Origin of the sequence: Maritimibacter sp., assembly GCF_016774595.1 — a bacterium.
GTDB classification, from domain to species: Bacteria; Pseudomonadota; Alphaproteobacteria; order Rhodobacterales; family Rhodobacteraceae; genus Maritimibacter; species Maritimibacter alkaliphilus.
In genome coordinates, this window is record NZ_JACBWT010000003.1 from 78400 (window position 1) to 101419 (window position 23020).

21 protein-coding genes are annotated in these 23020 nt (G+C 60.7%); 8 read left to right on the top strand and 13 right to left on the bottom strand.

Going from position 1 to position 23020, the window contains the following annotated elements; translation table 11 throughout:
• Positions 1-24: 24 nt before the first annotated feature.
• The 7 genes from HOY44_RS20385 to HOY44_RS20415 all read right to left on the bottom strand — a co-directional run bounded on the left by HOY44_RS20385 (position 25) and on the right by HOY44_RS20415 (position 8443).
• Positions 25-1191, bottom strand: coding sequence for an acyl-CoA dehydrogenase family protein (locus HOY44_RS20385; protein ID WP_287437423.1), 1167 nt, complete (start codon positions 1189-1191; stop codon positions 25-27).
• Positions 1188-3203, bottom strand: a complete 2016-nt coding sequence (locus tag HOY44_RS20390; protein WP_287437425.1) for an acetyl/propionyl/methylcrotonyl-CoA carboxylase subunit alpha — start codon at positions 3201-3203, stop codon at positions 1188-1190. Before HOY44_RS20390 ends, HOY44_RS20385 begins: the two co-directional genes overlap by 4 nt.
• Positions 3188-3982: a crotonase/enoyl-CoA hydratase family protein gene (locus HOY44_RS20395; protein WP_138424255.1), complete on the bottom strand. Its 795-nt coding sequence runs from the start codon at positions 3980-3982 to the stop codon at positions 3188-3190. Before HOY44_RS20395 ends, HOY44_RS20390 begins: the two co-directional genes overlap by 16 nt.
• A 9-nt stretch (positions 3983-3991) precedes the next feature.
• On the bottom strand, positions 3992-5590 hold the full coding sequence (locus HOY44_RS20400; RefSeq protein WP_138424256.1) for an acyl-CoA carboxylase subunit beta: 1599 nt from the start codon (positions 5588-5590) through the stop codon (positions 3992-3994).
• Between the two features lie 4 nt (positions 5591-5594).
• Positions 5595-6224 (bottom strand): TetR/AcrR family transcriptional regulator, encoded by a 630-nt coding sequence (locus HOY44_RS20405; protein ID WP_057817049.1) that lies wholly within the window; start codon positions 6222-6224, stop codon positions 5595-5597.
• A gap of 179 nt (positions 6225-6403) precedes the next feature.
• Positions 6404-7234, bottom strand: coding sequence for an SDR family NAD(P)-dependent oxidoreductase (locus HOY44_RS20410; RefSeq protein ID WP_027264429.1), 831 nt, complete (start codon positions 7232-7234; stop codon positions 6404-6406).
• A gap of 24 nt (positions 7235-7258) precedes the next feature.
• Positions 7259-8443: a lipid-transfer protein gene (locus tag HOY44_RS20415; RefSeq protein ID WP_138424257.1), complete on the bottom strand. Its 1185-nt coding sequence runs from the start codon at positions 8441-8443 to the stop codon at positions 7259-7261.
• A gap of 253 nt (positions 8444-8696) precedes the next feature.
• Here HOY44_RS20415 and HOY44_RS20420 point away from each other — a divergent pair, with 253 nt between their 5' ends.
• Positions 8697-9308, top strand: coding sequence for an acyltransferase (locus HOY44_RS20420; RefSeq protein WP_287437787.1), 612 nt, complete (start codon positions 8697-8699; stop codon positions 9306-9308).
• Positions 9309-9419: 111 nt separating this feature from the next.
• Here HOY44_RS20420 and HOY44_RS20425 read toward each other — a convergent pair whose 3' ends face one another.
• From HOY44_RS20425 to HOY44_RS20445, 5 genes are read right to left on the bottom strand one after another with little or no spacing between them, the layout of a single operon-like run.
• Positions 9420-11027: an acyl-CoA carboxylase subunit beta gene (locus tag HOY44_RS20425; RefSeq protein ID WP_138424259.1), complete on the bottom strand. Its 1608-nt coding sequence runs from the start codon at positions 11025-11027 to the stop codon at positions 9420-9422.
• Positions 11028-11029: 2 nt separating this feature from the next.
• On the bottom strand, positions 11030-11545 hold the full coding sequence (locus tag HOY44_RS20430) for an acyl-CoA carboxylase biotin carboxyl carrier protein subunit (protein WP_028288558.1): 516 nt from the start codon (positions 11543-11545) through the stop codon (positions 11030-11032).
• Positions 11533-13002: an acetyl-CoA carboxylase biotin carboxylase subunit gene (locus HOY44_RS20435; RefSeq protein WP_138424261.1), complete on the bottom strand. Its 1470-nt coding sequence runs from the start codon at positions 13000-13002 to the stop codon at positions 11533-11535. The genes HOY44_RS20430 and HOY44_RS20435 overlap by 13 nt, the downstream gene beginning before the upstream one ends.
• 12 nt (positions 13003-13014) lie before the next feature.
• Positions 13015-14814, bottom strand: coding sequence for an acyclic terpene utilization AtuA family protein (locus HOY44_RS20440; protein ID WP_138424262.1), 1800 nt, complete (start codon positions 14812-14814; stop codon positions 13015-13017).
• A gap of 21 nt (positions 14815-14835) precedes the next feature.
• Positions 14836-15621 carry an enoyl-CoA hydratase-related protein gene (locus HOY44_RS20445; protein ID WP_100160956.1) on the bottom strand — a complete coding sequence of 262 codons (786 nt, stop codon included), beginning with the start codon at positions 15619-15621 and terminating at the stop codon, positions 14836-14838.
• Positions 15622-15754: 133 nt separating this feature from the next.
• Here HOY44_RS20445 and HOY44_RS20450 point away from each other — a divergent pair, with 133 nt between their 5' ends.
• Genes HOY44_RS20450 through HOY44_RS20475 form a run of 6 tightly spaced genes read left to right on the top strand, consistent with a single transcriptional unit; the run spans position 15755 to position 20738 of the window.
• Entirely contained in the window at positions 15755-16969 is a 1215-nt protein-coding gene (locus HOY44_RS20450) for an acyl-CoA dehydrogenase family protein (protein WP_138424332.1), read from the top strand.
• Between the two features lie 13 nt (positions 16970-16982).
• On the top strand, positions 16983-18182 hold the full coding sequence (locus HOY44_RS20455; protein ID WP_100160957.1) for an acyl-CoA dehydrogenase family protein: 1200 nt from the start codon (positions 16983-16985) through the stop codon (positions 18180-18182).
• A gap of 48 nt (positions 18183-18230) precedes the next feature.
• Positions 18231-19046 (top strand): SDR family NAD(P)-dependent oxidoreductase, encoded by an 816-nt coding sequence (locus HOY44_RS20460; RefSeq protein ID WP_268920936.1) that lies wholly within the window; start codon positions 18231-18233, stop codon positions 19044-19046.
• Positions 19039-19842: an enoyl-CoA hydratase-related protein gene (locus tag HOY44_RS20465; protein WP_100160959.1), complete on the top strand. Its 804-nt coding sequence runs from the start codon at positions 19039-19041 to the stop codon at positions 19840-19842. Before HOY44_RS20460 ends, HOY44_RS20465 begins: the two co-directional genes overlap by 8 nt.
• A gap of 12 nt (positions 19843-19854) precedes the next feature.
• Positions 19855-20337, top strand: a complete 483-nt coding sequence (locus HOY44_RS20470; RefSeq protein ID WP_027264417.1) for a PaaI family thioesterase — start codon at positions 19855-19857, stop codon at positions 20335-20337.
• Positions 20337-20738 (top strand): PaaI family thioesterase, encoded by a 402-nt coding sequence (locus HOY44_RS20475; RefSeq protein ID WP_028093915.1) that lies wholly within the window; start codon positions 20337-20339, stop codon positions 20736-20738. The genes HOY44_RS20470 and HOY44_RS20475 overlap by 1 nt, the downstream gene beginning before the upstream one ends.
• Here the strand turns inward: HOY44_RS20475 and HOY44_RS20480 are convergent.
• Positions 20720-21958, bottom strand: coding sequence for a TetR-type transcription factor C-terminal domain-containing protein (locus tag HOY44_RS20480; RefSeq protein WP_502710713.1), 1239 nt, complete (start codon positions 21956-21958; stop codon positions 20720-20722). The genes HOY44_RS20475 and HOY44_RS20480 overlap by 19 nt on opposite strands.
• Positions 21959-22211: 253 nt before the next feature.
• Between HOY44_RS20480 and HOY44_RS20485 the strand changes: the two genes are divergently transcribed.
• Positions 22212-22973 (top strand): glucose 1-dehydrogenase, encoded by a 762-nt coding sequence (locus HOY44_RS20485; protein ID WP_027264415.1) that lies wholly within the window; start codon positions 22212-22214, stop codon positions 22971-22973.
• Positions 22974-23020: the final 47 nt, after the last annotated feature.

Genomic DNA, 23020 nt, shown 5'->3' on the forward strand with positions numbered 1-23020 from the left:
TTGTTAATTTTTTGGATAGTAAGCTCACATGCGCTTGGCGACTTCTTCCAACATGACTTCGCTCGCCCCGCCGCCGATGGCCTGCACACGGGCATCGCGTGACATGCGTTCCACCGGTGTTTCGCGCATATAACCCATACCGCCGTGAAACTGGACGCAGTCATAAAGCACGCTGTTCACCAGTTCGCCGCAATAGGCTTTGACCATCGAGACCTCTTTCACGCAGTCACCGCCCGCGGCATCCAGACCGGCGGCGTGATAGACCAGCTGACGTCCTGCAGCGATCCGCGTCTGACAGTCGGCCAGCCGTTGGCGCACGGCCTGCTTGTCCCACAGAACGCCGCCAAAGGCCCTGCGCTGCTTGACATAATCCACGGTCATGTCCAGCGCGGTTTGCGCTTCGGCACAGGCCATCGCACCCAGCACAATGCGTTCGTTCTGGAAGTTCTTCATTACCGAATAGAAACCGCGGTTGACCTCGCCCAAGACGTTTTCGGCCGGGATACGGACATCTTCGAAGATCAGTTCGGCAGTGTCCGAGCACAGCCAGCCGGTCTTGTTCAACGCCCGTCCGACCGAAAAGCCCGGCGTGCCTTTTTCGACCGCAAATATGGTGGTCCCGCGCGACCCCTTGGCATCGGGATCGGTCTTGGCACCGACAAAGTAGAGATCGCCATGCACGCCGTTGGTGATGAACATCTTGGTGCCGTTCAGCACCCAATCCGACCCGTCCCGCACCGCGCGGGCGCGCATGCCCGCCACGTCCGAGCCCGCGCCCGGTTCGGTCACAGCAACGGCGGTGATCATTTCGCCCGAGACGATCGACGGCATCCAGCGCGCCTTCTGTTCGGGCGTGCCGGCGTTTTCCAGATGCGGCGAGGCCATGTCGGTGTGGACCAGAACGGTGGCCGAGAACCCGCCGAAAGTGGATCGCCCGACCTCTTCGGCCAAAACCACGCTGGACATCACGTCCAGCCCCGCGCCGCCATACTGTTCGTCATAGCGCATCCCCAGCACGCCGAGATCACCCATTCGGCGCAGCACGTCGCGGGGTACCTTGCCCTCCTCCTCCCAAGGCTCGGCCTTGGCGGTCACCTCGGCTTCAATGAACCGGCGCAACTGGTTGCGGATCATCTCGAGGTCTTCGTTGAACGGGCCGGTGACCTGAGTAATGCTGTCTTGTCTGGTCATGTGTTTTCCTCTGGATCGAGTTTGATAAGTGGGGCGTGCCCGGCGACCGTATCGCCGGGTGCACAATAGATTTCAGTCACCACGCCCGCGACCGGCGCGGGCAGGCTTTGCAACAGCTTCATGGCCTCAAGCACCACCAGCGTGTCACCGGCTTTGACGCGGTCGCCGAGTGCGACGCGCACCTCGGCCACGGCGCCGGGCATGGGTGCGGACAACAGGTCAGCGACGCCAGACCCGCCGGTGGCACGTTGCAGATGCTGGTCTTCCAGCGTACGCAGGTCTGTCGCGGTCATTCCAGCAGGGGTTTGCAGGTGCACTCGCCAGTGACTCGGCGCGCGCACGACGTAAGCGATGCGCGAAAACGGAACCCCGTCGATGCGTCCGCTCAGACGGCATCCTGTTAAAGCGGCACTCTCGACCGTGATGGTCTGGCCGTCCGGTTGAATGGCAGTCAACCCCGACCCGGAGCCGTACATGCGGATCGGTTCGTCTTTGGTTGTGTCCCAATAGAAGGCCGCGCCGGACTGTCCCGCAGGGGCTGTGAGTCGCCATGACCCTAGGCTTTCCCAGGGCGACGCGCCCGCCGGCACGAGACGCAGATGCAGCGCCATCGCGGCAAAGGCCATGTCCCGGGGATCAGCGGACGGTTCAGTCCAGCCGCCTGGAAACATCTCGGGCAGGCCCGAGGTATGGTGACGGAACGCCGCAAAATCCGGGTGTGCCAGTAACGCGCGTTGATAGGCCAGGTTCAGGCCGACGCCGCCGACGGCAAAAGCATCGATCGCGGTGATCGCCCGGCGGATCGCCCCGGTCCGATCCGGCGCGTGGACGATCAGCTTGGCAATCATGGAATCGTAGTGGTGGCCGACGACCGAACCGCACTCTACCCCAGTGTCCAGCCGCACATCCGCAGGCGGCGCCCAAAGGGTGATCTCGCCCGTTTCGGGGTGAAAATTCTCGGCCGGGTTTTCGGCGGCGATGCGGATTTCAATGGCGTGCCCGTCAAACTGCACATCGCCTTGCGTCAGCGCCAGCGGCTCGCCCCGCGCGATGCGCAACTGCCATTCGACCAGATCGATGCCGGTGATCGCCTCGGTCACGGGGTGTTCCACCTGCAACCGGGTATTCATTTCCAGAAAGTAGTATTCACCGCGCCCGGGGTCATAGAGGTATTCCACCGTTCCGGCGGAGCGATAGCCGATCGCCTGCGCCAACCGCACCGCTGCCGCACGCATGCGGTCGCGCACAGCCTCGGGAAGATCGGCGGCGGGGGCTTCTTCGATCAGCTTTTGGTGGTTGCGTTGCAGCGAACAATCGCGGTCGCCCAGATGCAGCACGGTGCCGTGAGTGTCGCCCAGAACCTGCACTTCGACGTGGCGGGCACGGGGCGCATAGCGTTCGAGGAACACCGCCGGATCGCCGAAGGCGCTCTGCGCTTCGGCCCGGGCAGATGCAATCGCTTCGGATGCGTCGCCCAGATCGGAGACAAGCCGCATCCCGCGTCCGCCGCCGCCGGCGCTGGCCTTGACCAGAAAGGGGGTGCCAAGCGCCTCGGCCTCTTGTAGCAGGCGCGCGTCGGACTGATCCTCGCCGCGATAGCCGGGCAGGACGGGCACGCCTGCGGCTTCGGCGGCAGCCTTGGCCTCGATCTTGGAGCCCATCCGCGCGATAGCGTCGGGTTCCGGCCCGATGAACACAAGGCCCGCCGCCTCGACCGCCGCCGCGAAACCGGCATTCTCAGACAGAAAACCATATCCCGGGTGCACCGCACCCGCGCCCGTCGCCCGCGCGGCCTCAAGGATGGCCTCGACGTTCAAATAACTGTCTGACGGGGCGGCCCCACCGATGCAGACGGCATGATCGGCCTCGGCCACGAAGGGCGCGTCGCGGTCCGCGTCCGAAAACACCGCTACGCTTTCCAGCCCCAGTTTGCGGCACCCGCGCTGGATGCGCCGGGCAATCTCGCCCCGGTTGGCGATCAGAACGCGGGTGAAGCTCATTTCACCCGCCATGACGGAACGCCCTTGTTGATGAAGCTGTTGATGCCTTCGATACCTTCCTCCGTCTCCCACGCATCGGCCAGCCGGTCGGCGGTGTAGATCATGTTGGTCTCCAGATCGTGGGACGCGACATAGGCGATCAGCGCCTTGGTATCGGCCACGGCACCCGGCGCGGCCTGAAGGTGATCATGCACCACCCGGTTCACCGTGGCGTCCAAGTCGCCCGGCGCGACAACCTCGGTCAACAGACCGATCCGCTCGGCGCGGGCCGTGTCGAACAACGCCCCCGACAGCATGGTTTCACGCGAATGCACCTTGCCGATGCGGGCCACCACATAAGGCGATATATTCGCGGGCAGAAGGCCCAGTTTGACCTCGGTCAGACCGAAGCGCGCGCCTTCGGCGCCGATGGTGTAGTCGCAGACGGAGATCATGCCGACACCGCCACCGTAGGCCGGGCCGTTGATCCGCCCGATCAAGGGCTTGGGCAGCGTGTCAAGGCGGCGCAACAGCCGCGCCAGCGTGGCGCTTTGTGCGACCCTTTCACTACGGGTTTTCTCGACATTAGAGGCGAACCAGTTGAAATCGCCGCCCGCGCAGAAGCTCTTGCCCGCGCCGGTCAGGACCACAATACGCACATCGTCATCTGCAGCCAGCTTTTCGGCGGCATCGTATAGCTCTGCGATCAATTCGCCATTCAGCGCATTGTGTTTGTCGGGGCGGTTGAGCGTCAGCCTGGCGACGCCACGCGCATCGGTTTCGATAAGGATCGTGTTGTAGGTATTGGTCAACTTGAAGCCTCACATTCTGAATACAGGCGTATGGCGACCGGCTTCGGGCACCGATGTCACGATGGCCAGACACAGGCCAAGGATATCGCGGGTTTGCGCGGGTTCGATCAGCCCGTCATCCCAAAGCCGCGAGGTGGCATAATAGGGATCGGACTGTTCACCGTACTGGGCCCGAACCTGCTCCTCGATTAGCTTCATGTCGGCCTCCATCTTGCCCGGGTCGCCCCCTTTCTGGCGGCGCAGTTCCAGCATCACATTTGTGGCGATGTCGGCAGACATGGTGGCCAGTTCCGCCGTGGGCCAGGCGAAGAGAAAATTCGGGGCGAAACCACGTCCGCACATGCCGTAGTTGCCTGCCCCGTATGAGCCGCCCAAGAGGACCGACAGGCGCGGCACCTTGGCAACCGACATGGCATAGACCAGCTTGGCGCTGTCTTTGGCAATGCCGCCGCGCTCGGCTTCGGTGCCGACCATGAAGCCCGAGATGTTGTGGAGGAACAAAAGCGGGATGTTGCGTTGATCGCACATCGACACGAATTGCGCGCCCTTGAGCGAACTGTCGGACACAAGCGCCCCATTATTTGCGAGAATGCCCACTCGATAGCCGTGAATCCGCGCGGTGCCGCAGACCAGCGTCTCACCCCATCCGGGCTTGAATTCGCGGAATTCGCCGGCGTCGATCATGCGCAGCAGAACCTCGCGCATGTCATAGGGCTGTTTGCGATCGGCGCTGATGACGCCAAGCAGTTCCTCTGGGTTGCGCGCCGGCGGCGCGCAGGTTGCATCGGGACCCATCGGGCGCGACAGGCCCAGTTCGGATACGATGTCGCGCATCAGAGCAAGCGCATGATACTCGTCCTCGGCCAGATGGTCAGACACACCGGAGACGCGCGAATGCATCTCGGCCCCCCCCAATGTTTCTCCATCAACCTCTTCGTTGATCGCCACCTTGACGATCGAGGGGCCGCCCAGATGGATGCGTGCGTTGCCGCGTACCATGATGACTTCGTCCGACAGGGCCGGGATATAGGCCCCACCGGCCGTGCAGCCTCCAAAGACCGCCGAGATCTGCGGCAGGCCGCTCGCGGACATGTTGGTTTGACGATAAAAGGAATTGCCGAAATGGCGGGCATCGGGGAAAACCCGGTCCTGCTCTGGCAGATAGGCACCGCCGCAATCCACCAGATAGAGGCAGGGCAGCCGGTTCTCGGCTGCGATTTCCTGGGCGCGGATGTGTTTCTGCACGGTTTCGTGATAGAAAGACCCACCCTTCACTGTCGCATCGTTGGCGATCACAACGCAGGGCAGCCCGTGGACGATCCCGATACCGGTCACGATCCCCGCACCGGGCACCTCGCCCCCGTATTGACCGTAGGCGGCAAGCGACGACAGCTCAAGAAACGCAGTGCCCGGATCCACCAGCAGGTCGATCCGTTCGCGGACCAACAGCTTGCTGCGCTTGCGATGCCGCGCGACCATATCGGGGCGGCCGCCAGCCGTTGCTTCGGCGATCCGCGCGCGCAGCGTTTCGACGCGCTCGCTTAGTGCGGCGTGGTTGCGGGTGTAGGTCTCTGATGCGGTCGGCACCGCTGTTTCAAGACGTGCCATGAAGTCAGGTATCCTGTCTTTGGAGTATCCCGTTGAGGAACACATCGGCATAGGTGCGTGACAACGCATCGGCGCTACCGCGGTCCGGGTCGAACCAATCGAGCGTGGCGTTCAATGTACCGATCAGCATCAGGCGCAGGCGACGGATATCGACGTCTTGCTTCAGCGTGCCGTCTTTCTTAAGCTGGGACAGAAGACTGTCCCACTCTGCCTCATAGGCCCTTCGCGTAGGCAAGTTGGCATCCCGGACGGATTGCGGCACCTGCCCGAAAATACGCACATTCGCCGATGTATAATCGCTCACATCAAGAAGTGCGCGCAGATGCGCCCGGATCGCGGCGCGCAGTACCGTTTCGCCGTCGGTATCGGCCCGCAGGTCGGTGATGGCGTCTCTCATGCTCGCGTGAACGACTCGAATCCCTGCATCAAGAACGGCCGCGACGATCTCGTCCTTGGAACCGAAATGATAGTATATGCTACCCGCCTTGATCCCGGCGGCCTCGGCAATTTTTCGGAGCGAAACGGACCCGTAGCCTTGTTCGCGGAAAAGCCGCGCGGCAATGTCCAGCACCCCGTCCCGTCCAACCGCGCTGCGCGATGTCTCGTTGACTTTGATTGCCGTGTTTTGTGCCATAGACTTTCGTATCCCCCAACGCCTAACTAACGCCTGTTAGGTTAATAACTCAAGTGAGTCAATCGTCGTGATCGTGCCAGACTAGAGTTTGCGGAAAATTCCGCATTGGCGACCGCCAAGAGGCCGCCCAGACATTAATGTGCTTGCCCGGACCACGTCATCGGGTCCGAGCAACTGCCTTAGATCACGAAACCGCCACCGCAGATGACGTGCTGGCCTGAAATGAAGTTCGATTCCGGCGCACAGAACAGATAGACGGCACCGGCAGCTTCTTCCGGAGTGCCGACCCGGCCCAGCGGGATCATGCGCTCCATCTGGGACAGGAGATCGGGATTCACGCCGACCTTGATCTCTTTTTCTTCGACCTTGATCGTGCTGTCGCCATCCGCGCTGCCTTCGGTCAAGCGGGTGCGAATCGGGCCGAAGGCGACGGCGTTGACGTTGACCTTATAGCGGCCCCATTCCTTGGCCATCGTCCGGGTGACCCCTAGGATACCGGCCTTAGCGGCGGAATAGTTGATCTGGCCAGCATTGCCGCCGGTCCCTGCGATGGACGAGATGTTGACTACCTTGCGGAACACCTCTTGCCCGGCGGCGGCCTCTTCCTTGGCCTTGGCGCTGATCACCGGCTGGGCAGCGCGCAGGATCTTGAAAGGTGCCGTCAGGTGGACGTCGATGATCGCCTGCCACTGTTCGTCGGACATCTTCTGAACGACGCTATCCCAAGTGTAGCCTGCGTTGTTCACGATGATGTCTAACCCGCCAAAGCTGTCCACGCCGGTCTTGATGAACCGTTCGGCAAAACCGTCTTCGGTAACGCTGCCGGCACAGACCACGGCCTCAGCTCCCATTGCGCGCACCGCCTCGGCGGTTTCATTGGCCGGATCCGCATCCAGATCGTTGATCACCAGCCGGGCCCCTTCCGAGGCCAGTTTGAGAGCGATTTCGCGGCCAATGCCCCGGCCCGAGCCCGAGACCAGCGCCACGCGCCCGTCGAGTTTTCCAGTCATATTGATTCCTCCCGAAAGGCGCTATCAGGCTTTTTCATAAAGCGTGGTGACGCAGGCCCCGCCGAGGCCCAGATTGTGCTGAAGCGCCAGACGTGCGCCATCAACCTGGCGCGCATCTGCCTGGCCGCGAAGCTGCTGAACGAGCTCGGTACATTGCGCTAGGCCGGTCGCCCCAAGCGGATGGCCTTTGGACAAAAGACCGCCCGACGGGTTGGTCACGTATTTTCCGCCGTAGGTGTTGTCGCCATCATCAACGAATTTCGCCGCTTCGCCGCGACCGCAAAGGCCAAGCGCCTCATAGGTGATAAGCTCGTTGTGGGCGAAACAGTCGTGCAGTTCGACCACATCCACGTCCTCGGGCCCGATGCCCGCGTCCTCGTAAACCTGATCGGCGGCGCGCTTGGCCATCGAAAAGCCGACCACTTCGCGCATGTCATGGGCTTCGAAAGTTTCCGGGCCGTCCGTCGTCATGGCCTGCGCCGCGATCCGAACCGAACTGTCCAGTCCGTGCTTGTCGGCGAATTCCTTGGAACAAATGATCGCGGCGGCCGCGCCACAGGTTGGCGGACAGGCCATGAGCTTGGTCATGACGCCGGGCCAGACGACCTGGGCGGCCATGACGTCTTCCGCCGTCACCTCCTGCCGGAACAGGGCAACCGGATTCTTCGCAGCATGTCGGCTGGCCTTGGCGCGGATTTTTGCGAAGGTTTCTAGGGGGGTGCCGAACTCGTCCATATGCGCCTTGCCCGCACCGCCGAAGTACCGCAGCGCCAGCGGGATCTCGGCACTGCCAACCAGTTCGTCGGTTTCATTGTCGAATGCCGCAAACGGGCTGACCCGGTCATGGAACATCGCACCGATTGCGCCAGGCTGCATCTGTTCGAACCCAAGTGCCAGAGCACATTCGACCGCGCCGCTTTCAACTGCCTGCCTGGCCAGGAACAGGGCGGACGATCCGGTCGAGCAGTTGTTGTTCACATTCAGAACCGGGATGCCTGTCATTCCGACATGGTACAAGGCGCGCTGACCGCAGGTGCTGTCGCCATAGACATAGCCCACATAGGCCTGTTGGACTTTATCATAATCCAACCCCGCGTCTGCCAGAGCGGACCGGGTCGCAGCGGTCGCCATCACATCGTAGCTTTCGGATTTTCCCGGCTTCTGGAACGGGACCATCCCAACGCCTGCAACATAGGCTTTGTCTGTCATTTCTCTCTCTCCCTAGTTCGGTCAGGCCACCCTAATCGGTCCGCCAGCTTATTTTCTACCATTTGTTAGATTTTAAATCCCAACCTTGGGAAGTGTCAATATCGCCAAGCTGTGACGTAGGGAGCTTGCGCTATTTTCTAACTTGTGTTTGTTTTCGGGCCACACGCCCTGATCGGCGGCACAATTGAGGGATTCTGGTCCCGGCGCAACCGCTGACAAGCGTTTAGCACTCAGCTTACGAAAGGTGGTCGGAATGGCATACTGTTATGAGTTCAAGGGTTTTATACCCGTCGTGCCCGAGGGTACATATGTCCACCCCCAGGCCGTTCTGATCGGAAATGTCATCTTGGGTCATGGATGCTACATCGGCCCCGGAGCAAGCTTGCGGGGCGATTTCGGCAGGATCGTGATCGGGGATGGAGCCAATGTTCAGGACAATTGCATCATCCATTCCTTTCCCGGCCGCGACGCCGTGGTGGACAGCGACGGCCACATCGGCCATGGCGCGATCCTGCACGGTTGCACAGTGGGCCGGAACGCTCTGGTCGGAATGAATTCCGTCATTATGGATGGTGTAGAGCTTGGGGCGGAATCGATTGTCGGCGCGCAGGCGTTTGTGCGTGGCGAAACCGTGATTCCGCCGCGTTCGATGGTGGTGGGATCGCCGGCAAAGGTGATCCGCGAGGTCAGCGAGAAAGAAATCGCGTGGAAAACGCGCGGCACCGCGGAATACCAGCAACTTGCGCGCGATTGTCTGGCCGGATTGAGGCCGGTCGAGCCGCTGAAGGCGGTCGAGGCAGACCGGCCTGGCATGGCGGCCTCTGACGTCGTCTCCATTCAGGAGGCGCGGCGGACATCGTCCTGACCTGTCCGGGAACCGGACCGGTCAGGACTACTTCAGATTCCGAAAGCGCCAGATGCAAGCGCCTTGACGCGGAACGGCACCCCCCGACCCGGTGTGCCGTCCCTCAAGCCTTTACAGACGGAAGATCCCGTAGTGCGGATCGTCGATCGGTGCATTGAGCGAGGCAGAAATCGACATGCCAAGCGCGTTGCGTGTGTCCGCCGGGTCGAGGATGCCGTCGTCCCACAATTCCGAGGTCGAGGTATAAGCCTCGACATCGCGCTTGTATTTTTCCAGCACCGGTTCGCGGATCGCGGCGATTTCTTCTTCGGTCAGCTCTTTGCCTTCGCGCTGAAGCTGCCGAATCTTGACGTCCGCCATGGTATTTGCGGCCTGATCCGCCCCCATCACGCCGATCTCGGCCTGGGGCCACATGAACAGCGTGCGCGCGTCCCAGGCCCGTCCGCACATCCCGTAGTTGCCGGCCCCGTAAGACGCATTGGCGATTACTGTGAACTTCGGCACGACCGAGCCGCCCTGCGCCATCAGCATCTTGGCGCCATCCTTGGCGATGCCTCGTTCTTCGTATTCGCGGCCCACCATATAGCCGGTGATGTTCTGGAAAAAGACCAGAGGCGTGCGGTTCTGGTTGCACAACTGCATGAAATGCGCTGCCTTGAGCGAACTGTCGTTGAACAGCACCCCGTTGTTGGCAAGGATGCCGACCTTGTAACCCCAGATATGGGCAAAGCCGCACACCATCGTGGTGCCATAGTCTGGCTGGTATTCGTGAAAGCGTGAGCCGTCCACGATCCGGGCCAGAACCTCGCGCATGTCGAACTGGGTTTTCCGGTCTTTTGGAATGATCCCGTAGAGTTCTTTGGGGTCATAGTAAGGCTCTTCATAGGCCGCGGTTTCGATGATCGTTTTCGGCGTGCGCTTCCACTGGCCGACAATCTCGCGGGCCAGTGAAAAGGCGTGTTTTTCGGTCGCGGCGCGATAGTCGCCGGTGCCCGATACCGAGGTGTGCATGACCGCGCCGCCAAGCTCCTGAACACCGACCTCTTCGCCGGTAGCCGCCTTGACCAGCGGGGGACCGCCAAGGAAAATCGCCCCTGTGCCTTCGATGATGATGTTGTAGTCGCTCAGCGTCGGCACATAGGCGCCGCCAGCCGTGCAGTGACCGCCGACCACGGCAATCTGCGGGATATTGGCCTGGCTCAGCTTGACCTGGTTGCGGAACACCCGCCCGCCCAGATACCGGTCGGGAAACACCCCGTGCTGCAGCGGCAGGAAACCGCCCGCGCTGTCACAGATATGGATGACCGGCAGGCGGTTTTCCAGCGCGACATCCAGAAGACGCACGACCTTTTTGACCGTATGTGGATACCAAGCCCCGCCCTTGACGCTAGCGTCGTTGGCGTGGATGGCGACCTCCCGACCCTGCACAATACCGATGCCCGTCACCACAGCGGCGCCAGGCACGGTGCCATCGTATTCGCGACAGGCGGCAAGTGTGGAAAACTCCAAAAACGGAGTGCCGGGGTCCAGCAGCAGTTTCAACCGCTCGCGCACGCCCAGTTTGTTCTGGCGGGCAAGGCGGTCGATATCGCGTTGCGGGCGTTCGAAACGCGCCGCGTGCTGGCGGGCGTGGAATTCCTTCAGCCGTTCAGACATGGCGGCATAGTTTGCCTTGTAGTCGGCGGCATTGGTGTCGATCAGACTTTCAATCCTGCGCATTGTCACTCCTCCTCCGGGGCCAATTGGGCCAGGATGTCTTTCAGACCAAAACTGTCGCCTTCGGCGAATGGCATTTCGGCAACGACCCCGTCGCGCGGGGCCGTCAGTGTGGTTTCCAACTTCATGCTTTCGATCACCAGAAGCGGCTGGCCTTCTTCAACCGCATCGCCGGGTTTAACCGCAACCGACACCACGACACCCGGCATGGGCGCCACCAATCGGTCGTCGCTCGCGCCACCGTCGCTTCCGGCCAGGCGTTCGGCGGGATCAACCCGCCCGACTTCGTAGGTTCGCCCGTCCATGTGCACAAAAGTTGCTTCCGGCCCCACGGCCAGTCGCAATTCGCGCACAACACCCTTGGCCCTCAGCTTGTAACCGCCCGGCAGACCCGTCGGGTCCAATTGGCAGGCAACAGCGCCAGTGGGGGTATTGAGCACGAACCGGCTGCCATCATGACCCAGCCAGCAATCAGTCTCTTCTCCGTCCATCTGAAAAATCCGTTGCATCAGTTTCTCCACCCACCCATCTTGCGGTACATTTCCGGTATCTGCATTACGTCACTCACCAGGCGCTCGTCCGATAGGGCCGCCGCCGCCATCAGCAAGTCAGAGACATCTTCGCCCGGCGCGGTCAGCGTTTCGGATTGTTCAGCCAGGAAGCCAGTTGAAACGTCACCAGAGGCGAAATCCGGATGTGCAAGGATTGCATCCAGGTAACCGGTGTTGGTCGTTAGCCCGAGAATCACATAGTTTTGCACCGCGCTCCGGGCACGGGCGATGGCCTGCGCGCGATTCGGGCCATGCACGATCAGCTTGGACAACATTGGGTCGAAGTCGGTCGTTACCTTGCCGCCATCCAGAATGCCGCTGTCTACGCGGACCCCCTCGCCCTGGGGTTCGTCCAGCAGCAGGATATTGCCGATCGCGGGGCGAAAATCGGCCGTCGCATCCTCGGCACAGATGCGCAGTTCGATCGAGTGTCCGGTTTGGGGAATATCCGCCTGCACGGCGCTCAGCCCGTCGCCCGCCGCGACACGCAGCTGCTCGGCAACCAGATCGAAGCCGGTCACCAGTTCGGTCACCGGATGTTCGACCTGAAGGCGGGTGTTCATTTCCAGGAAATAAAAGGCCCCATCCTGCGCATAGATGAATTCGACCGTCCCCGCCCCGCGGTATTTGACGGCGCGGGCAATTCCGGCAGCGGTCTCGCAGATCTCATCTCGTTGCTCGGGGGTCAGCGCTGGTGAGGGCGTTTCCTCGATAATCTTCTGGAACCGGCGCTGGATCGAACATTCGCGTTCCCAGAAATGGACCACGTTGCCCTGCCCGTCGCCCATCACCTGCACCTCGATATGGCGCGGGCGTTCGATATAGCGTTCGACAAACAGACGACCGTCACCGAAATACCGTTCGCCTTCGCGGCGCGCGGTTTCGATTTCGGTTTCCAGCGTGCTGTCCTCGCGCACAACGCGCATGCCCTTACCGCCACCGCCGGCTGACGGTTTGATCAGCAGCGGATAGCCAACAGCGCGGGCGCGTTCTACAAAGCTCGCCGGATCGTCATCCTCGATCGCCGAGGGGGCGACGGGAAACCCGCGTTCCTCCACAAAGGCGCGGGCTCGGACCTTGTCCCCCATCAGGTCGATGACCTCGGGCGTCGGGCCGACGAAGGTCACACCGGCTTTTTCCAGGGCCGCGACAAAACCGGCATTCTCTGACAGAAAGCCATAGCCGGGATGCACCGCGTCCGCGCTGATCCTTTTGGCGGCTTCGACGATCTGCGAAATATCGAGATAGGCTGCCACCGGTGTCGGGCCGTCGATGGTAACAACCTCATCCGCGATCAGATGGGCAGGCCCCTCTTGTTCCGTGGCGTGGCGCAACACGGCCGTCGCAAGCCCGCGGGCCTTGGCGGTGCGCAACACGCGCGCCGCGATCTCGCCCCTATTTGCGACCAGAAGTTTCGAAATGGTCATGGAGTCGTCCTCTTAGTTCGGGTTCGCGGCATTCAGTCCGTCACGTGCGGCCAGATCGGCGGGAACGGGAATTTCGATATCAAGAAGCATCTGCGCGAACCCTTTGCCCTGCGGGTCTATGCGGACCGAAGCGATGCCCCCCCCGCCCAGCGATTCATGCAGCAGGAAATTCAGCGAATGGCTTCCGGGCAGGTCGAACCGTTCGACCTTGCCTTCGCAGACATGGGCGAAATAGTCCTTCACCACCTCTTCGCTGAGAGCCGAGCGGATATATGGCAGGTAGTCCGGCTTGCGCGCGAGGATGCCGATATTGGCGATGTCCCCCTTGTCGCCCGAGCGGCCCCAGGCCAGATCGACGAGGCGGACCTTGACAACGTCCGGACCGGGCTCGCGGCTATCTGCGGGCGGTGCGGCAGGCGGATCAAGGTGGACTGGCGTGGCGGCCACGCTCACGGGCACATCCTTGCCGTCGACCTCGACCGCGACGGGGGTCTCGGCCTTGCTCTGAAGGAAGGAAAATAGACGGACCACCGGCTGCACCTTGGGCCGTCCGGCGAAGAACCCGGTCAGACCCTGCGCGGTCGAAATCGCCATCGGTGCGATTTCGCCGGCAAAGATGTTCAGCGCAGCGCGATCGTCATGGACCGCGCCGATCTTGAGCACCACCTCGCGGGTCCGGGCGCGCGCATTTGCGCCATAGGCCGCCTCGGCACCCAGCACCTCGACGCTGACCTGCCGAAAATCGCCCATGTTGCGGTCGCGGAAAATCCGGCAACAGCGGGTCAGGATCGCCTCGGCCACACGTTCGGCCTTGGCGGGTGCATCAATCGCGGCCAGTGTCAGGGTAGAGACCGCGCGCCAGCCATCGGCATGGGTCGCCGACACCTTGTAGCTGTCGGTGCGCCCAAGCCCCCTGCCGCCCTTGACCAGCACCTGATCGGGTCCGACCTGCTCCAGGGTGACCCCGGACCAGTCGCAGATCACGTCGGGCAACAGGTAGGCGCGCGGATCCCCGATTTCATAGAGCATCTGCTCTCCGACTGACCCGGGTACGACCAGCCCGCCTGTGTCCGGTGTCTTGGTCATGACGAAACTGCCGTCTTCCGACACTTCGACAATAGGCATTCCCATATCATCCCAGCCCGGCACGTCCCGCCAATCGGTGAAATTACCACCCGTTCCCTGGGGACCGCACTCGATCAGATGGCCAGCCAGCGATCCCTGACTGAGCTTGTCCCAGTCGTCATCGCCCCAGCCGAATTCGTGCATCAAGGGGCCAAGCGCCACCGCGCTGTCGGCGCAGCGCCCCGTGATCACGATGTCGGCCCCGGCATCCAGCGCGGTCGCGATGGGCCGGGCACCCAGATAGGCATTCATGCTCCAGATATCGTCTGGAAATTCGACAGCCGAGAACATTTCCGTCTGACCGTTTTTGCGAATTTCATCGGCCCTGGGCAACAGGTCATCGCCTAGCACGACTCCGATGGACAGATCGATCCCGGCCTGGGCGGCGGCTTTGGCAAGCGCATCGCTGCAGCCACGCGGGTTCACGCCCCCTGCATTGGCAACGACCTTGGTCCCTTTTGCCTTGATATCCGGCAACCAGGGTGCCAGCGCCTTGACGAAGTCCGGCGCATAGCCCGACTCGGGCGCTTTGGCGCGGGCCCGCGCCATCAGCGACATTGTCACCTCTGCCAGATAGTCAAACACCAGATAGTCGATCTCGCCCTTTGAAACCAGTTGACCGATCGCTTCCGGCGTATCGCCCCAGAAGCCCGACGCGCATCCGATGCGCAGCTTTCGTTCCGACATATTCCTCTCCTCCCCGCTTGATCAGCGGCCCGTCCATTCAGGTTTGCGCTTCGCAATGAAGGCATCAAAGCCTTCGCGCGCGTCTTCGGTCTGCGCCACACGCGGTAAAAGTGTTTCTGCAAACCGCATTTGCTGCGGATAGGTCATATCCTCCATCGCGTGACAGGCGTATTTTCCCAGCCGGATCGCGCTCGGCGACTGCGCGGCAATCTGGGCAACCAGTTCTCCAACCTTGTCGTCCAACCCCGCGGCATCGGTCACGTAGTTGACCAGATTGAATTGCAGGGCTTCTTCGGCCGTCAGAGGAACGCCAGTGATGAACATCTCCATCAGCCTCCGCCGAGGCAAAACACGCATCATCGGTGGCACGATCGTCATGGGAAACAGGCCCACTTTTACTTCCGGCGTTCCGATGCGGGCATGATCGGCCATCACCGCAAGGTCGCATGCACAGATGATGCCCGCCCCCGCACCCATCGCGACGCCGTTGATGCGCGCGATCGTTGGCTTTCGACACGCCTGTATCGTTTCGAATAACTTTCCGGCAAAATGATCCGGGTCCGAGGGATCCTGAACAAACGGGCCGCCATCCGCACCCGCCTTGATGTCGCCTCCGGCGCAGAAGGCGCGATCGCCCTCGCCGGTCAGAACGATCACGCGGCAATCGCTGTTCTTCTCGGCAGCATATATGGCGGCCATGATCCCGTCTGCGACTTCACGGTTTAGGGCATTTCGATTCTCAGGTCGTCGAATCGTGATACGCACTTCTTTGCCGAGCGCCTGCGATTGAACAATGCTCTCAGTCATTTCCGAAGTCCCCCCCTGTATTCAGAACACCATGCTTTCTTACGTCAGGTCGTTAAAAGCTTGGCTTGATCTATTTTCTAACATGTGTTTGATTTTGGTCAACAACGCAAACAACATTTTTCGGGAGGACGATATGACCACTCAAAGTGAGGCCATCTCGGCTGATCTGGAAGCCATCAGGGCGAACTATTCTTTGACTGATGAGCAACGCCAGATTGTCGATCACGTGGATCGGGTGTCGCGCGAGGTGCTACACCCGCTGCAAGCGCGTATGAATGACGAGGAATGGTGGCCCGATGATCTGTTCAAGCAGATGGGCGAGCTGGGCCTGCTGGGGATTACCGCACCCGAAGAGCTGGGCGGATCGGGACAGAACGAGTTCACCCAGGCGCTGGTGTCCGAGGTGATTTCGAAGTGGAATCCGGCTGTGGGCCTCTCACACGGGGCGCATGACAACCTGTGCCTGAATAACCTGCTGCGCAATGGATCCGAAGAGCATGTGAAGAAATACGTGCCGGGTCTTTGCTCGGGCGAGCTGGTTGGTGCTTTGGGCCTGACCGAACCGGGCGCGGGGTCCGATGCGCTTGGGTCCATGGCAACCACCGCCCGCCGCGACGGCGATGACTACGTCATCAACGGCTCGAAGATCTACATCACCAACGGGCCGATTGCCGATGTGATCCTGCTTTATGCCAAAACCGACAAATCGAAGGGCGCCAAGGGCATTTCCGCTTTCATAATCGAGACGGACAATCCCGGTTTCAAGGTGGCGCAAAAGCTTGACAAGATGGGCTTTCGCGGCTCGCCAACCGGAGAACTGGTGTTTGAGGATTGCCGCGTACCCGCATCCGCCATGGTTGGACCGGAAAACACCGGCGTTTCGGTGGTAATGAGCGGGCTGGACCTGGAGCGTGCTATGGTTGCCTCAGTCTGCGTTGGCATGGCCGAACGCGCGCTGGAACTAGGGCTGGAATACGCCAAGATTCGCGAACAGTTCGGCAAGCCGATTGCAAGTTTCCAGATGATGCAGTCGAAACTGGCCGAGATCTACACCGAGGTCGAAACCGCGCGTGCCTTCAGTTATCGGGCGCTGGCCGCCTGTACCGGGTTGCCGAAAGGGGCCGGTGGCCGCGGCGAAATCCACAAACTGACAGCGGCGGCCTGCCTGTACGCAGGCGAGGCATTCAACAAGGCGGTAACCGAAGCCTGCCATATCCATGGCGGTTCGGGTTACATGCAGGACACCGAAATCAACCGGCTGTTCCGCGCCAACAAGTTGTTGGAAATCGGCGCGGGCACCAGCGAGGTGCGCAAGATCATCATCGCCGAAGAACTGCTGCGCGCCTGAGGGGGACGAAACCATGAACACGCAACTTCGCAACGACACCGCTCTGCCGACCCATTTCATGACGGACGAACAGCAGGCGCTGGCCGATCAGGCCGGCAAGTTCTTCATGTCCGAGTTCCACCATCTGAACGCGGAAATGGACGATACTGATGACCTGCCGTCTTCGGTTTTCCCCAAGCTGGGCGAAATGGGCTACCTGGGACTGAACGTGCCGACGGAATTCGGCGGTGCCGGGCTCGATTTTACCTCGGCCTGTATCATCACCGAGGAAATGTCGCGCGCCTCGGCGGCCATCGGACTGACCCATGTGGCGCACGACAACCTCTGCGTCAATAATATCTATCGCAACGCCAATGACGAGTTGCGCCGAAAATACCTGCCAGGTCTGTGCGACGGCACGCTGGTGGGTGCCCTGGGTCTGACCGAACCCGGCGCGGGGTCTGATGCGCTTGGCTCGATGCGGACCACGGCCAAAAAGGATGGCGACGACTACATCCTGAACGGCGCCAAGATCTACATCACCAATGGGCCGATTGCCGATCTGGTGCTGGTCTATGCCAAGACATCGCCCGAAAAAGGGGCCAAGGGCATTTCCGCTTTCATCGTGGAAACCGACACGCCCGGTTTCAAGGTGGCGCAGAAGCTGAACAAGATGGGATTCCGGGGCTCGCCGACGGGCGAACTGGTATTCGAGGACTGCCGCGTTCCGGCCAGAAACATGGTCGGCAAGCTGGATGGCGGGGTTGCCGTGACCATGTCCGGACTTGATCTGGAACGTGCCATCGTCTGTTTCAACGCTCTGGGCATTGCGCAGCGGGCGCTGGATATTTCCATCGACTACGCCAAGACACGCCAGCAATTCGGCAAACCGATCGCCAGTTTCCAGATGGTTCAGGCGATGCTGGCCGACATGTATACGCAGATCGAGGCCGCGCGCAGCCTGTCCTTGCGCACCGCTGCCATGTGTGAAGGCCTCGAAGAGGGCGAAGGCGGGCGCGGCGAAATCCACAAGCTCACCGCTGCGGCGATCTACAAGGCCGCTGAGGCGACATCCTTCGTGCTGGACAAAGCTGTCCAGATTCATGGCGGCTCGGGTTACATGCGTGATACAGAAGTGAACCGGCTGTACCGGACCGGTCGCGTGCTTGAGGTCGGCGCAGGCACCCAGGAGGTTCGCAAACTCATCATCTCTGGCGAATTGCTGAAGAACTAGGGGCGGAACATGAGCGAAGCGAAATCAATGTGTTACGCGTCGGATCTCATGGCGGGCCAGGTTGCCCTGGTCACGGGGTCCGGATCTGGAATGGGCCGGGCGACGGCGATCGAAATGGCCGCTTGCGGGGCCAGGCTTGCGCTGTTCGCGCGCCGCGAAGAGCCGCTGGAAGAGACCGCCGAAATGATCCGGGCGGCGGGGGGCGAGGCCTTTGTCGTGCCCGGAGACACCCGCGACGAAGACAGTATCGAAGCTGCGATGGGGCGGATCAAGGACCACTATGGGCAGTTGGATGTTTTGGTGAACAATGCCGGCGGCCAGTATATCGCGGCCGCCCGCGATATCACCAACAAGGGCTTCGAAGCCGTGATCCGCAACAACCTGATCGGGTCTTGGCAGATGACCCGGGCAGCGGCGGATCACTTCATGTACGACAATGGCGGATCGGTCGTGTTTGTCACCGCCATCTCGGCGCGCACCGCGCTGACCGGTTTCACCCACACTGTCGCCGCCCGCGCCGGTGTGACGGGCATGATGAAAACGCTGGCCGCCGAATGGGGCGAGTACGGCATCCGGCTGAACTGTGTCGCGCCGGGCACGATCAAGACCGATGCGCTTGGCCGCTATCCGATTCCGCCGGAACAGTGGAAAAAGCTGAACCGCTCGGTGCTAAACCGGATGGGGGCGGCCGAGGACATCGCAGGCACGATCATTTTCCTGGCCTCGAAACTTGGCGGTTTCATCACCGGAGAAGACATTTATGTAGACGGCGGTGAGACCTTGCATATGGGTCATGACGCGCGGGACATGATCAACCCCGCGATGTTCGAGAAACGCGAACGGGGAGATGGCAAGAATGAGTAAACACCCAGTCCTTCTGGAGATTTCCGACAGGATCGCCACGGTTACGCTGAACGATCCCCAGCGGCGCAACCCGGTCACCGGAAACGACATGATCGCTGCTCTTCTGGAGACCTTCGCCAAGGTGCAGGCCGATCCTCAGGTCAGCGTGATGATCCTGACCGGCGCCGACCCGGCCTTTTGTGCCGGCGGCGACATCAAGGAAATGAACGATCCCGACAGCGTGTTCCGCAAGGAGCCGCTGGCGGCGGCGCAGAGCTATGTTGATGGGGTGCAGCGGCTGCCGCTTGCGCTCTACAACATGGATATTCCGACCATCGCCGCAGTCAACGGCCCGGCGGTGGGCGCGGGGTGCGACCTGACCATGATGTGCGACATGCGCATCGCGTCGGCAAAAGCAAGGTTCGGCGAGGTGTTTCTGAATCTCGGAATCATTCCGGGCGATGCGGGCAGCTGGTTCCTGTTGCGTCGTCTGGGCCACCAGAAGGCCGCCGATCTGACCTTCTCAGGGCGCATGGTCGAGGCCAAGGAAGCGCTGGAGCTTGGTATGGTGCTTGAACTTGTGCCTCATGAAAAATTGATGGAACGGGCCCGCGAACGGGCCGCTGTCATTGCCGCGAAACCGCCGCGCGCGGTGCGGGTCGCCAAGCGTCTGATGCGCAATGCCGAACGGATGGACCTGCCGGATTTCCTGAATTCCGCGGCGGCCTATCAGGCGCTCATGCATCAGACCGAAGACCACCACGAGGCGGTTGCTGCGTTCGTCGAAAAACGAAAACCCAATTTCACGGGGCGTTAAAGGAAAGATCGCATGTCAGACATCACCCAAAAGAAGATGGAGCAAATCGCGCAGATGTGGAATGCGCGCGGCAAGGGTCTGATAACGCATATGGCGCTTGAGATCGAAGAGGTCTCGACCGAAGGTGTTCGGGTTCGGATGCCGTTCAATCCGGACTTTTGCGTCGATGCGGAACAATCGCTGCTCCACGGTGGTATCCTGACGGCACTTCTGGACAGTGTCTTTGGACTGGCGAACTTTGTTGCCATCGAAGGCGTCAGTACCATGGCCACTCTTGACCTCAGAGTTGATTACCTGCGCCCGGCCCGTTCGCGCGCGGATGTCATCGTTCAAGCGCATTGTTTTCGCAAGACCCGCCACATCGCCTTCAATTCCGGTAGCGTCTGGTTCGCGGGCCATGAGGATGCTGAAATAGCTAGGGGAACCGCCTCGTTTGCATTGACGCGCGGCGAAACCAGCCTGTTTGACGCAATGACAAAAGGAAAAACCTCGTGATGGACGTGCAAACTGTCAATGCCAATGTATCCCGGGTGCCGTTCTTCCGATTTCTCAACTTTGAGGTCAGAAGTCTAGACAGTCTCCATGCTGAGGCGGAAATGACCTTTGATGACCGCCATATCGGTAACCCGATCATGGAGTACTACCATGGCGGCATAATCGCGAGTTTTATGGAGGCCACTGCCGCCATCGCGGTACAGCCCGATTTCGCCGACGTTCCGGCCAAGCCGATCAACCTGACCGTCGATTACCTCAGACCCGGTGTGAAGGGACCGCTTTTTGCGCGCGCTAACGTCACGCGCAAAGGCAAGCGGATGGCAAGCGTCAGCGTGCTCAGCTGGCAGACGGATCGGGAAAAGGCGGTTGCCGAAGGGCTGTATCACTTCCTTCTGGTCTGACCGGGGCAACCGCTTTCAGGCCTACCTTGTCCTGTGGACGGGGTCGCTTCCCGGTTACAAATGCCTTCCAATAGCAGATTGATGAGCATGCTGGAGAATTCAGGCAGTGATAGATATCCTTCCACTCCTGCCTTGTTCGAGTCGAACCATTCCACCGTCCAGTTTAAGGCACCCAACATCACTTGGCGCAAGGGGACGATCTTGATATCCGACCGTATGGCACCGTCGTCCTGAGCTTCACGGAGTATCCGATCCCAGAGTTTTCCATACTCATGGCGAATACCCCTGTGCCTCTCCCTGAAATGATTGGGGAGCATTCCATAGCTTCTGATATTCGCCGAGGTGAATTCGCTTGCCTTGAAGAGGAAATCCAGGTGCGCCCAGATTGCAGTCGCTATCCTGGCGTGATGATCGTACGGGGCATCGAATTTCCGTACGGCGGCTTCGACACCTGCTAGCAAGTCCCTCAGTCCGGCGTTTAGAACTTCGTCAACGATCGCTTCCTTGGAGTTGAAATGGTAATAGACGCTTCCCGCTTTCATGTCCGCTTCTTCCGCGATCTTTCTCAGCGTGGTCGCCTTGTAGCCATTGTCCCTCAGAACGCGCGCTGCGGCCTTTAGAATTTCTGCACGGGTCTTAGCCGCCTTGCCGTCGGGATCCGGGGTTTTGGCGGGACTGGCGGGGCACAGCTTCAAGCCTCCGGTACCCGCCTTGCGATGTGGACACATTCCGTCAAGTATCAGCTTACTCATTCGTTCCGCGAGGATGCGCACCGGATACTTGTCGACATCGTACCATTCTACGGTCCAGTTCATGGCACTTAGGATGAACTGGCGGATCACAGCAGTGGATATGTCGCTTCGAAGGTGGCCGGCGCGTTTGGCGTCATTCAGGAATTTGCCCCAGGCCCCTGCATATGATGCACGCAATTCGCGATGCGGGGCGCGTGTTTCGTCCGACAACATCGGATAGTTCCGAATATTGGCTGACGTGAAGTCGCTGTCGGTCAATAGGTAGGTAAGGTGTGTTTCAATCAGCAGTCTGAAAGTCTTGCGAAAATCCTCCGAACTTGTCGGTGCCGACCGAACGATTTCACTGACCGCCTGATATAGTTGACGGACGCCAAGATCGAGAACATCGCTCAGAATCTGGTCCTTGGATTGAAAATGATAATAAATGCTGCCGGCCTCAATGCCAGCTTCCTGCGCGATGTCGCGCATAGTCGTTGCGTGATAGCCTTCATACCGAAAAAGTCGCGCAGCCGCCGAAAGGATACCCTCACGTGTCCTCTCAGACTTGCTCAAGTCTTCGCTCAGTGTCCTGGGTGGGTCAGTCTTGTGTACCATTCCATTTCGATACTTGCGGGACACGAGACTGTCCATTGCATTAAATCTAACAAATGTTAGAATAACGCAAGGAACGTTCCGAATCAAGTTCTTTGCCAAGATGATAGCGGAAGAGGAGGACCTCCATATGCGAGGGTTGAGTGGAAAACGCGTGATCGTGACCGGCGGCGGCAGCGGCATCGGGCGCGCGGTGTGCGAACGGTTCGGCGAAGAAGGTGCCGAGATTGCGATCTTTGACATGAGCGAAGACGGGGCGAAGGAAACGGTTCGCCTGATCACCGAGGCCGGCGGTAAGGCGCAGGCCTTCAAGGTGGACATCACCGACCGTGCCCAGGTCGACAAGGCTGTAGCCGAGTTCGAGGCCGGGGGTCCGGTCGATGTGCTGGTGAACAATGCCGGCTGGGACGTGATCAAACCGTTCCTCGACACCGATCCCGACCTTTGGAAAAAGGTCATCGACATAAATCTTTACGGTCCGCTGAATATGCATCACGCGGTGCTTCCGGGCATGGTCAAGAACGGCGGCGGCCGTGTGGTCAACATCGCGTCCGACGCCGGACGCGTCGGATCATCCGGCGAAGCCGTGTATTCGGCCTGCAAGGGTGGCATCATCTCGTTCACCAAAACCGTAGCGCGCGAACTGGCGCGTAAAGGTATTCAATTGAATGCGGTCGCCCCCGGCCCGACCGATACGCCGCTGTTCGCTCAGGTTGCCGAGGGCGAGGCCGGTCAAAAGATCGCCGAAGGTCTCAAGCGGGCGATTCCGATGAAGCGTCTTGCGCAGCCGACGGATTACCCTGGCATCATCTGCTTCCTGTCGTCGGACGACGCAGGGTTCATTACCGGCCAGGTGATTTCGGTTTCGGGCGGCCTGTCCATGCACGGTTAAAACGCTGGCAGCAGCGCCGGACTCAAGGCGCTGCTGCCATACCGTGC

What these genes read in the sequence shown, in the direction of transcription:
- HOY44_RS20410 (WP_027264429.1), bottom strand. Translation starts at nt 7,234, where the DNA reads ATGACTGGAAAACTCGACGGGCGCGTGGCGCTGGTCTCGGGCTCGGGC.
- HOY44_RS20440 (WP_138424262.1), bottom strand. Translation starts at nt 14,814, where the DNA reads ATGTCGGAACGAAAGCTGCGCATCGGATGCGCGTCGGGCTTCTGGGGC.
- HOY44_RS20460 (WP_268920936.1), top strand. Translation starts at nt 18,231, where the DNA reads ATGGCGGGCCAGGTTGCCCTGGTCACGGGGTCCGGATCTGGAATGGGC.
- HOY44_RS20425 (WP_138424259.1), bottom strand. Translation starts at nt 11,027, where the DNA reads ATGCGCAGGATTGAAAGTCTGATCGACACCAATGCCGCCGACTACAAG.
- HOY44_RS20420 (WP_287437787.1), top strand. Translation starts at nt 8,697, where the DNA reads ATGGCATACTGTTATGAGTTCAAGGGTTTTATACCCGTCGTGCCCGAG.
- HOY44_RS20445 (WP_100160956.1), bottom strand. Translation starts at nt 15,621, where the DNA reads ATGACTGAGAGCATTGTTCAATCGCAGGCGCTCGGCAAAGAAGTGCGT.
- HOY44_RS20470 (WP_027264417.1), top strand. Translation starts at nt 19,855, where the DNA reads ATGTCAGACATCACCCAAAAGAAGATGGAGCAAATCGCGCAGATGTGG.
- HOY44_RS20480 (WP_502710713.1), bottom strand. Translation starts at nt 21,958, where the DNA reads ATGCGCGACATCGCGCAGGAAGCTGGCATTGAGGCCGGCAGCATTTAT.
- HOY44_RS20485 (WP_027264415.1), top strand. Translation starts at nt 22,212, where the DNA reads ATGCGAGGGTTGAGTGGAAAACGCGTGATCGTGACCGGCGGCGGCAGC.
- HOY44_RS20475 (WP_028093915.1), top strand. Translation starts at nt 20,337, where the DNA reads ATGGACGTGCAAACTGTCAATGCCAATGTATCCCGGGTGCCGTTCTTC.
- HOY44_RS20405 (WP_057817049.1), bottom strand. Translation starts at nt 6,224, where the DNA reads ATGGCACAAAACACGGCAATCAAAGTCAACGAGACATCGCGCAGCGCG.
- HOY44_RS20385 (WP_287437423.1), bottom strand. Translation starts at nt 1,191, where the DNA reads ATGACCAGACAAGACAGCATTACTCAGGTCACCGGCCCGTTCAACGAA.
- HOY44_RS20400 (WP_138424256.1), bottom strand. Translation starts at nt 5,590, where the DNA reads ATGGCACGTCTTGAAACAGCGGTGCCGACCGCATCAGAGACCTACACC.
- HOY44_RS20450 (WP_138424332.1), top strand. Translation starts at nt 15,755, where the DNA reads ATGACCACTCAAAGTGAGGCCATCTCGGCTGATCTGGAAGCCATCAGG.
- HOY44_RS20455 (WP_100160957.1), top strand. Translation starts at nt 16,983, where the DNA reads ATGAACACGCAACTTCGCAACGACACCGCTCTGCCGACCCATTTCATG.
- HOY44_RS20465 (WP_100160959.1), top strand. Translation starts at nt 19,039, where the DNA reads ATGAGTAAACACCCAGTCCTTCTGGAGATTTCCGACAGGATCGCCACG.
- HOY44_RS20435 (WP_138424261.1), bottom strand. Translation starts at nt 13,002, where the DNA reads ATGACCATTTCGAAACTTCTGGTCGCAAATAGGGGCGAGATCGCGGCG.
- HOY44_RS20390 (WP_287437425.1), bottom strand. Translation starts at nt 3,203, where the DNA reads ATGGCGGGTGAAATGAGCTTCACCCGCGTTCTGATCGCCAACCGGGGC.
- HOY44_RS20415 (WP_138424257.1), bottom strand. Translation starts at nt 8,443, where the DNA reads ATGACAGACAAAGCCTATGTTGCAGGCGTTGGGATGGTCCCGTTCCAG.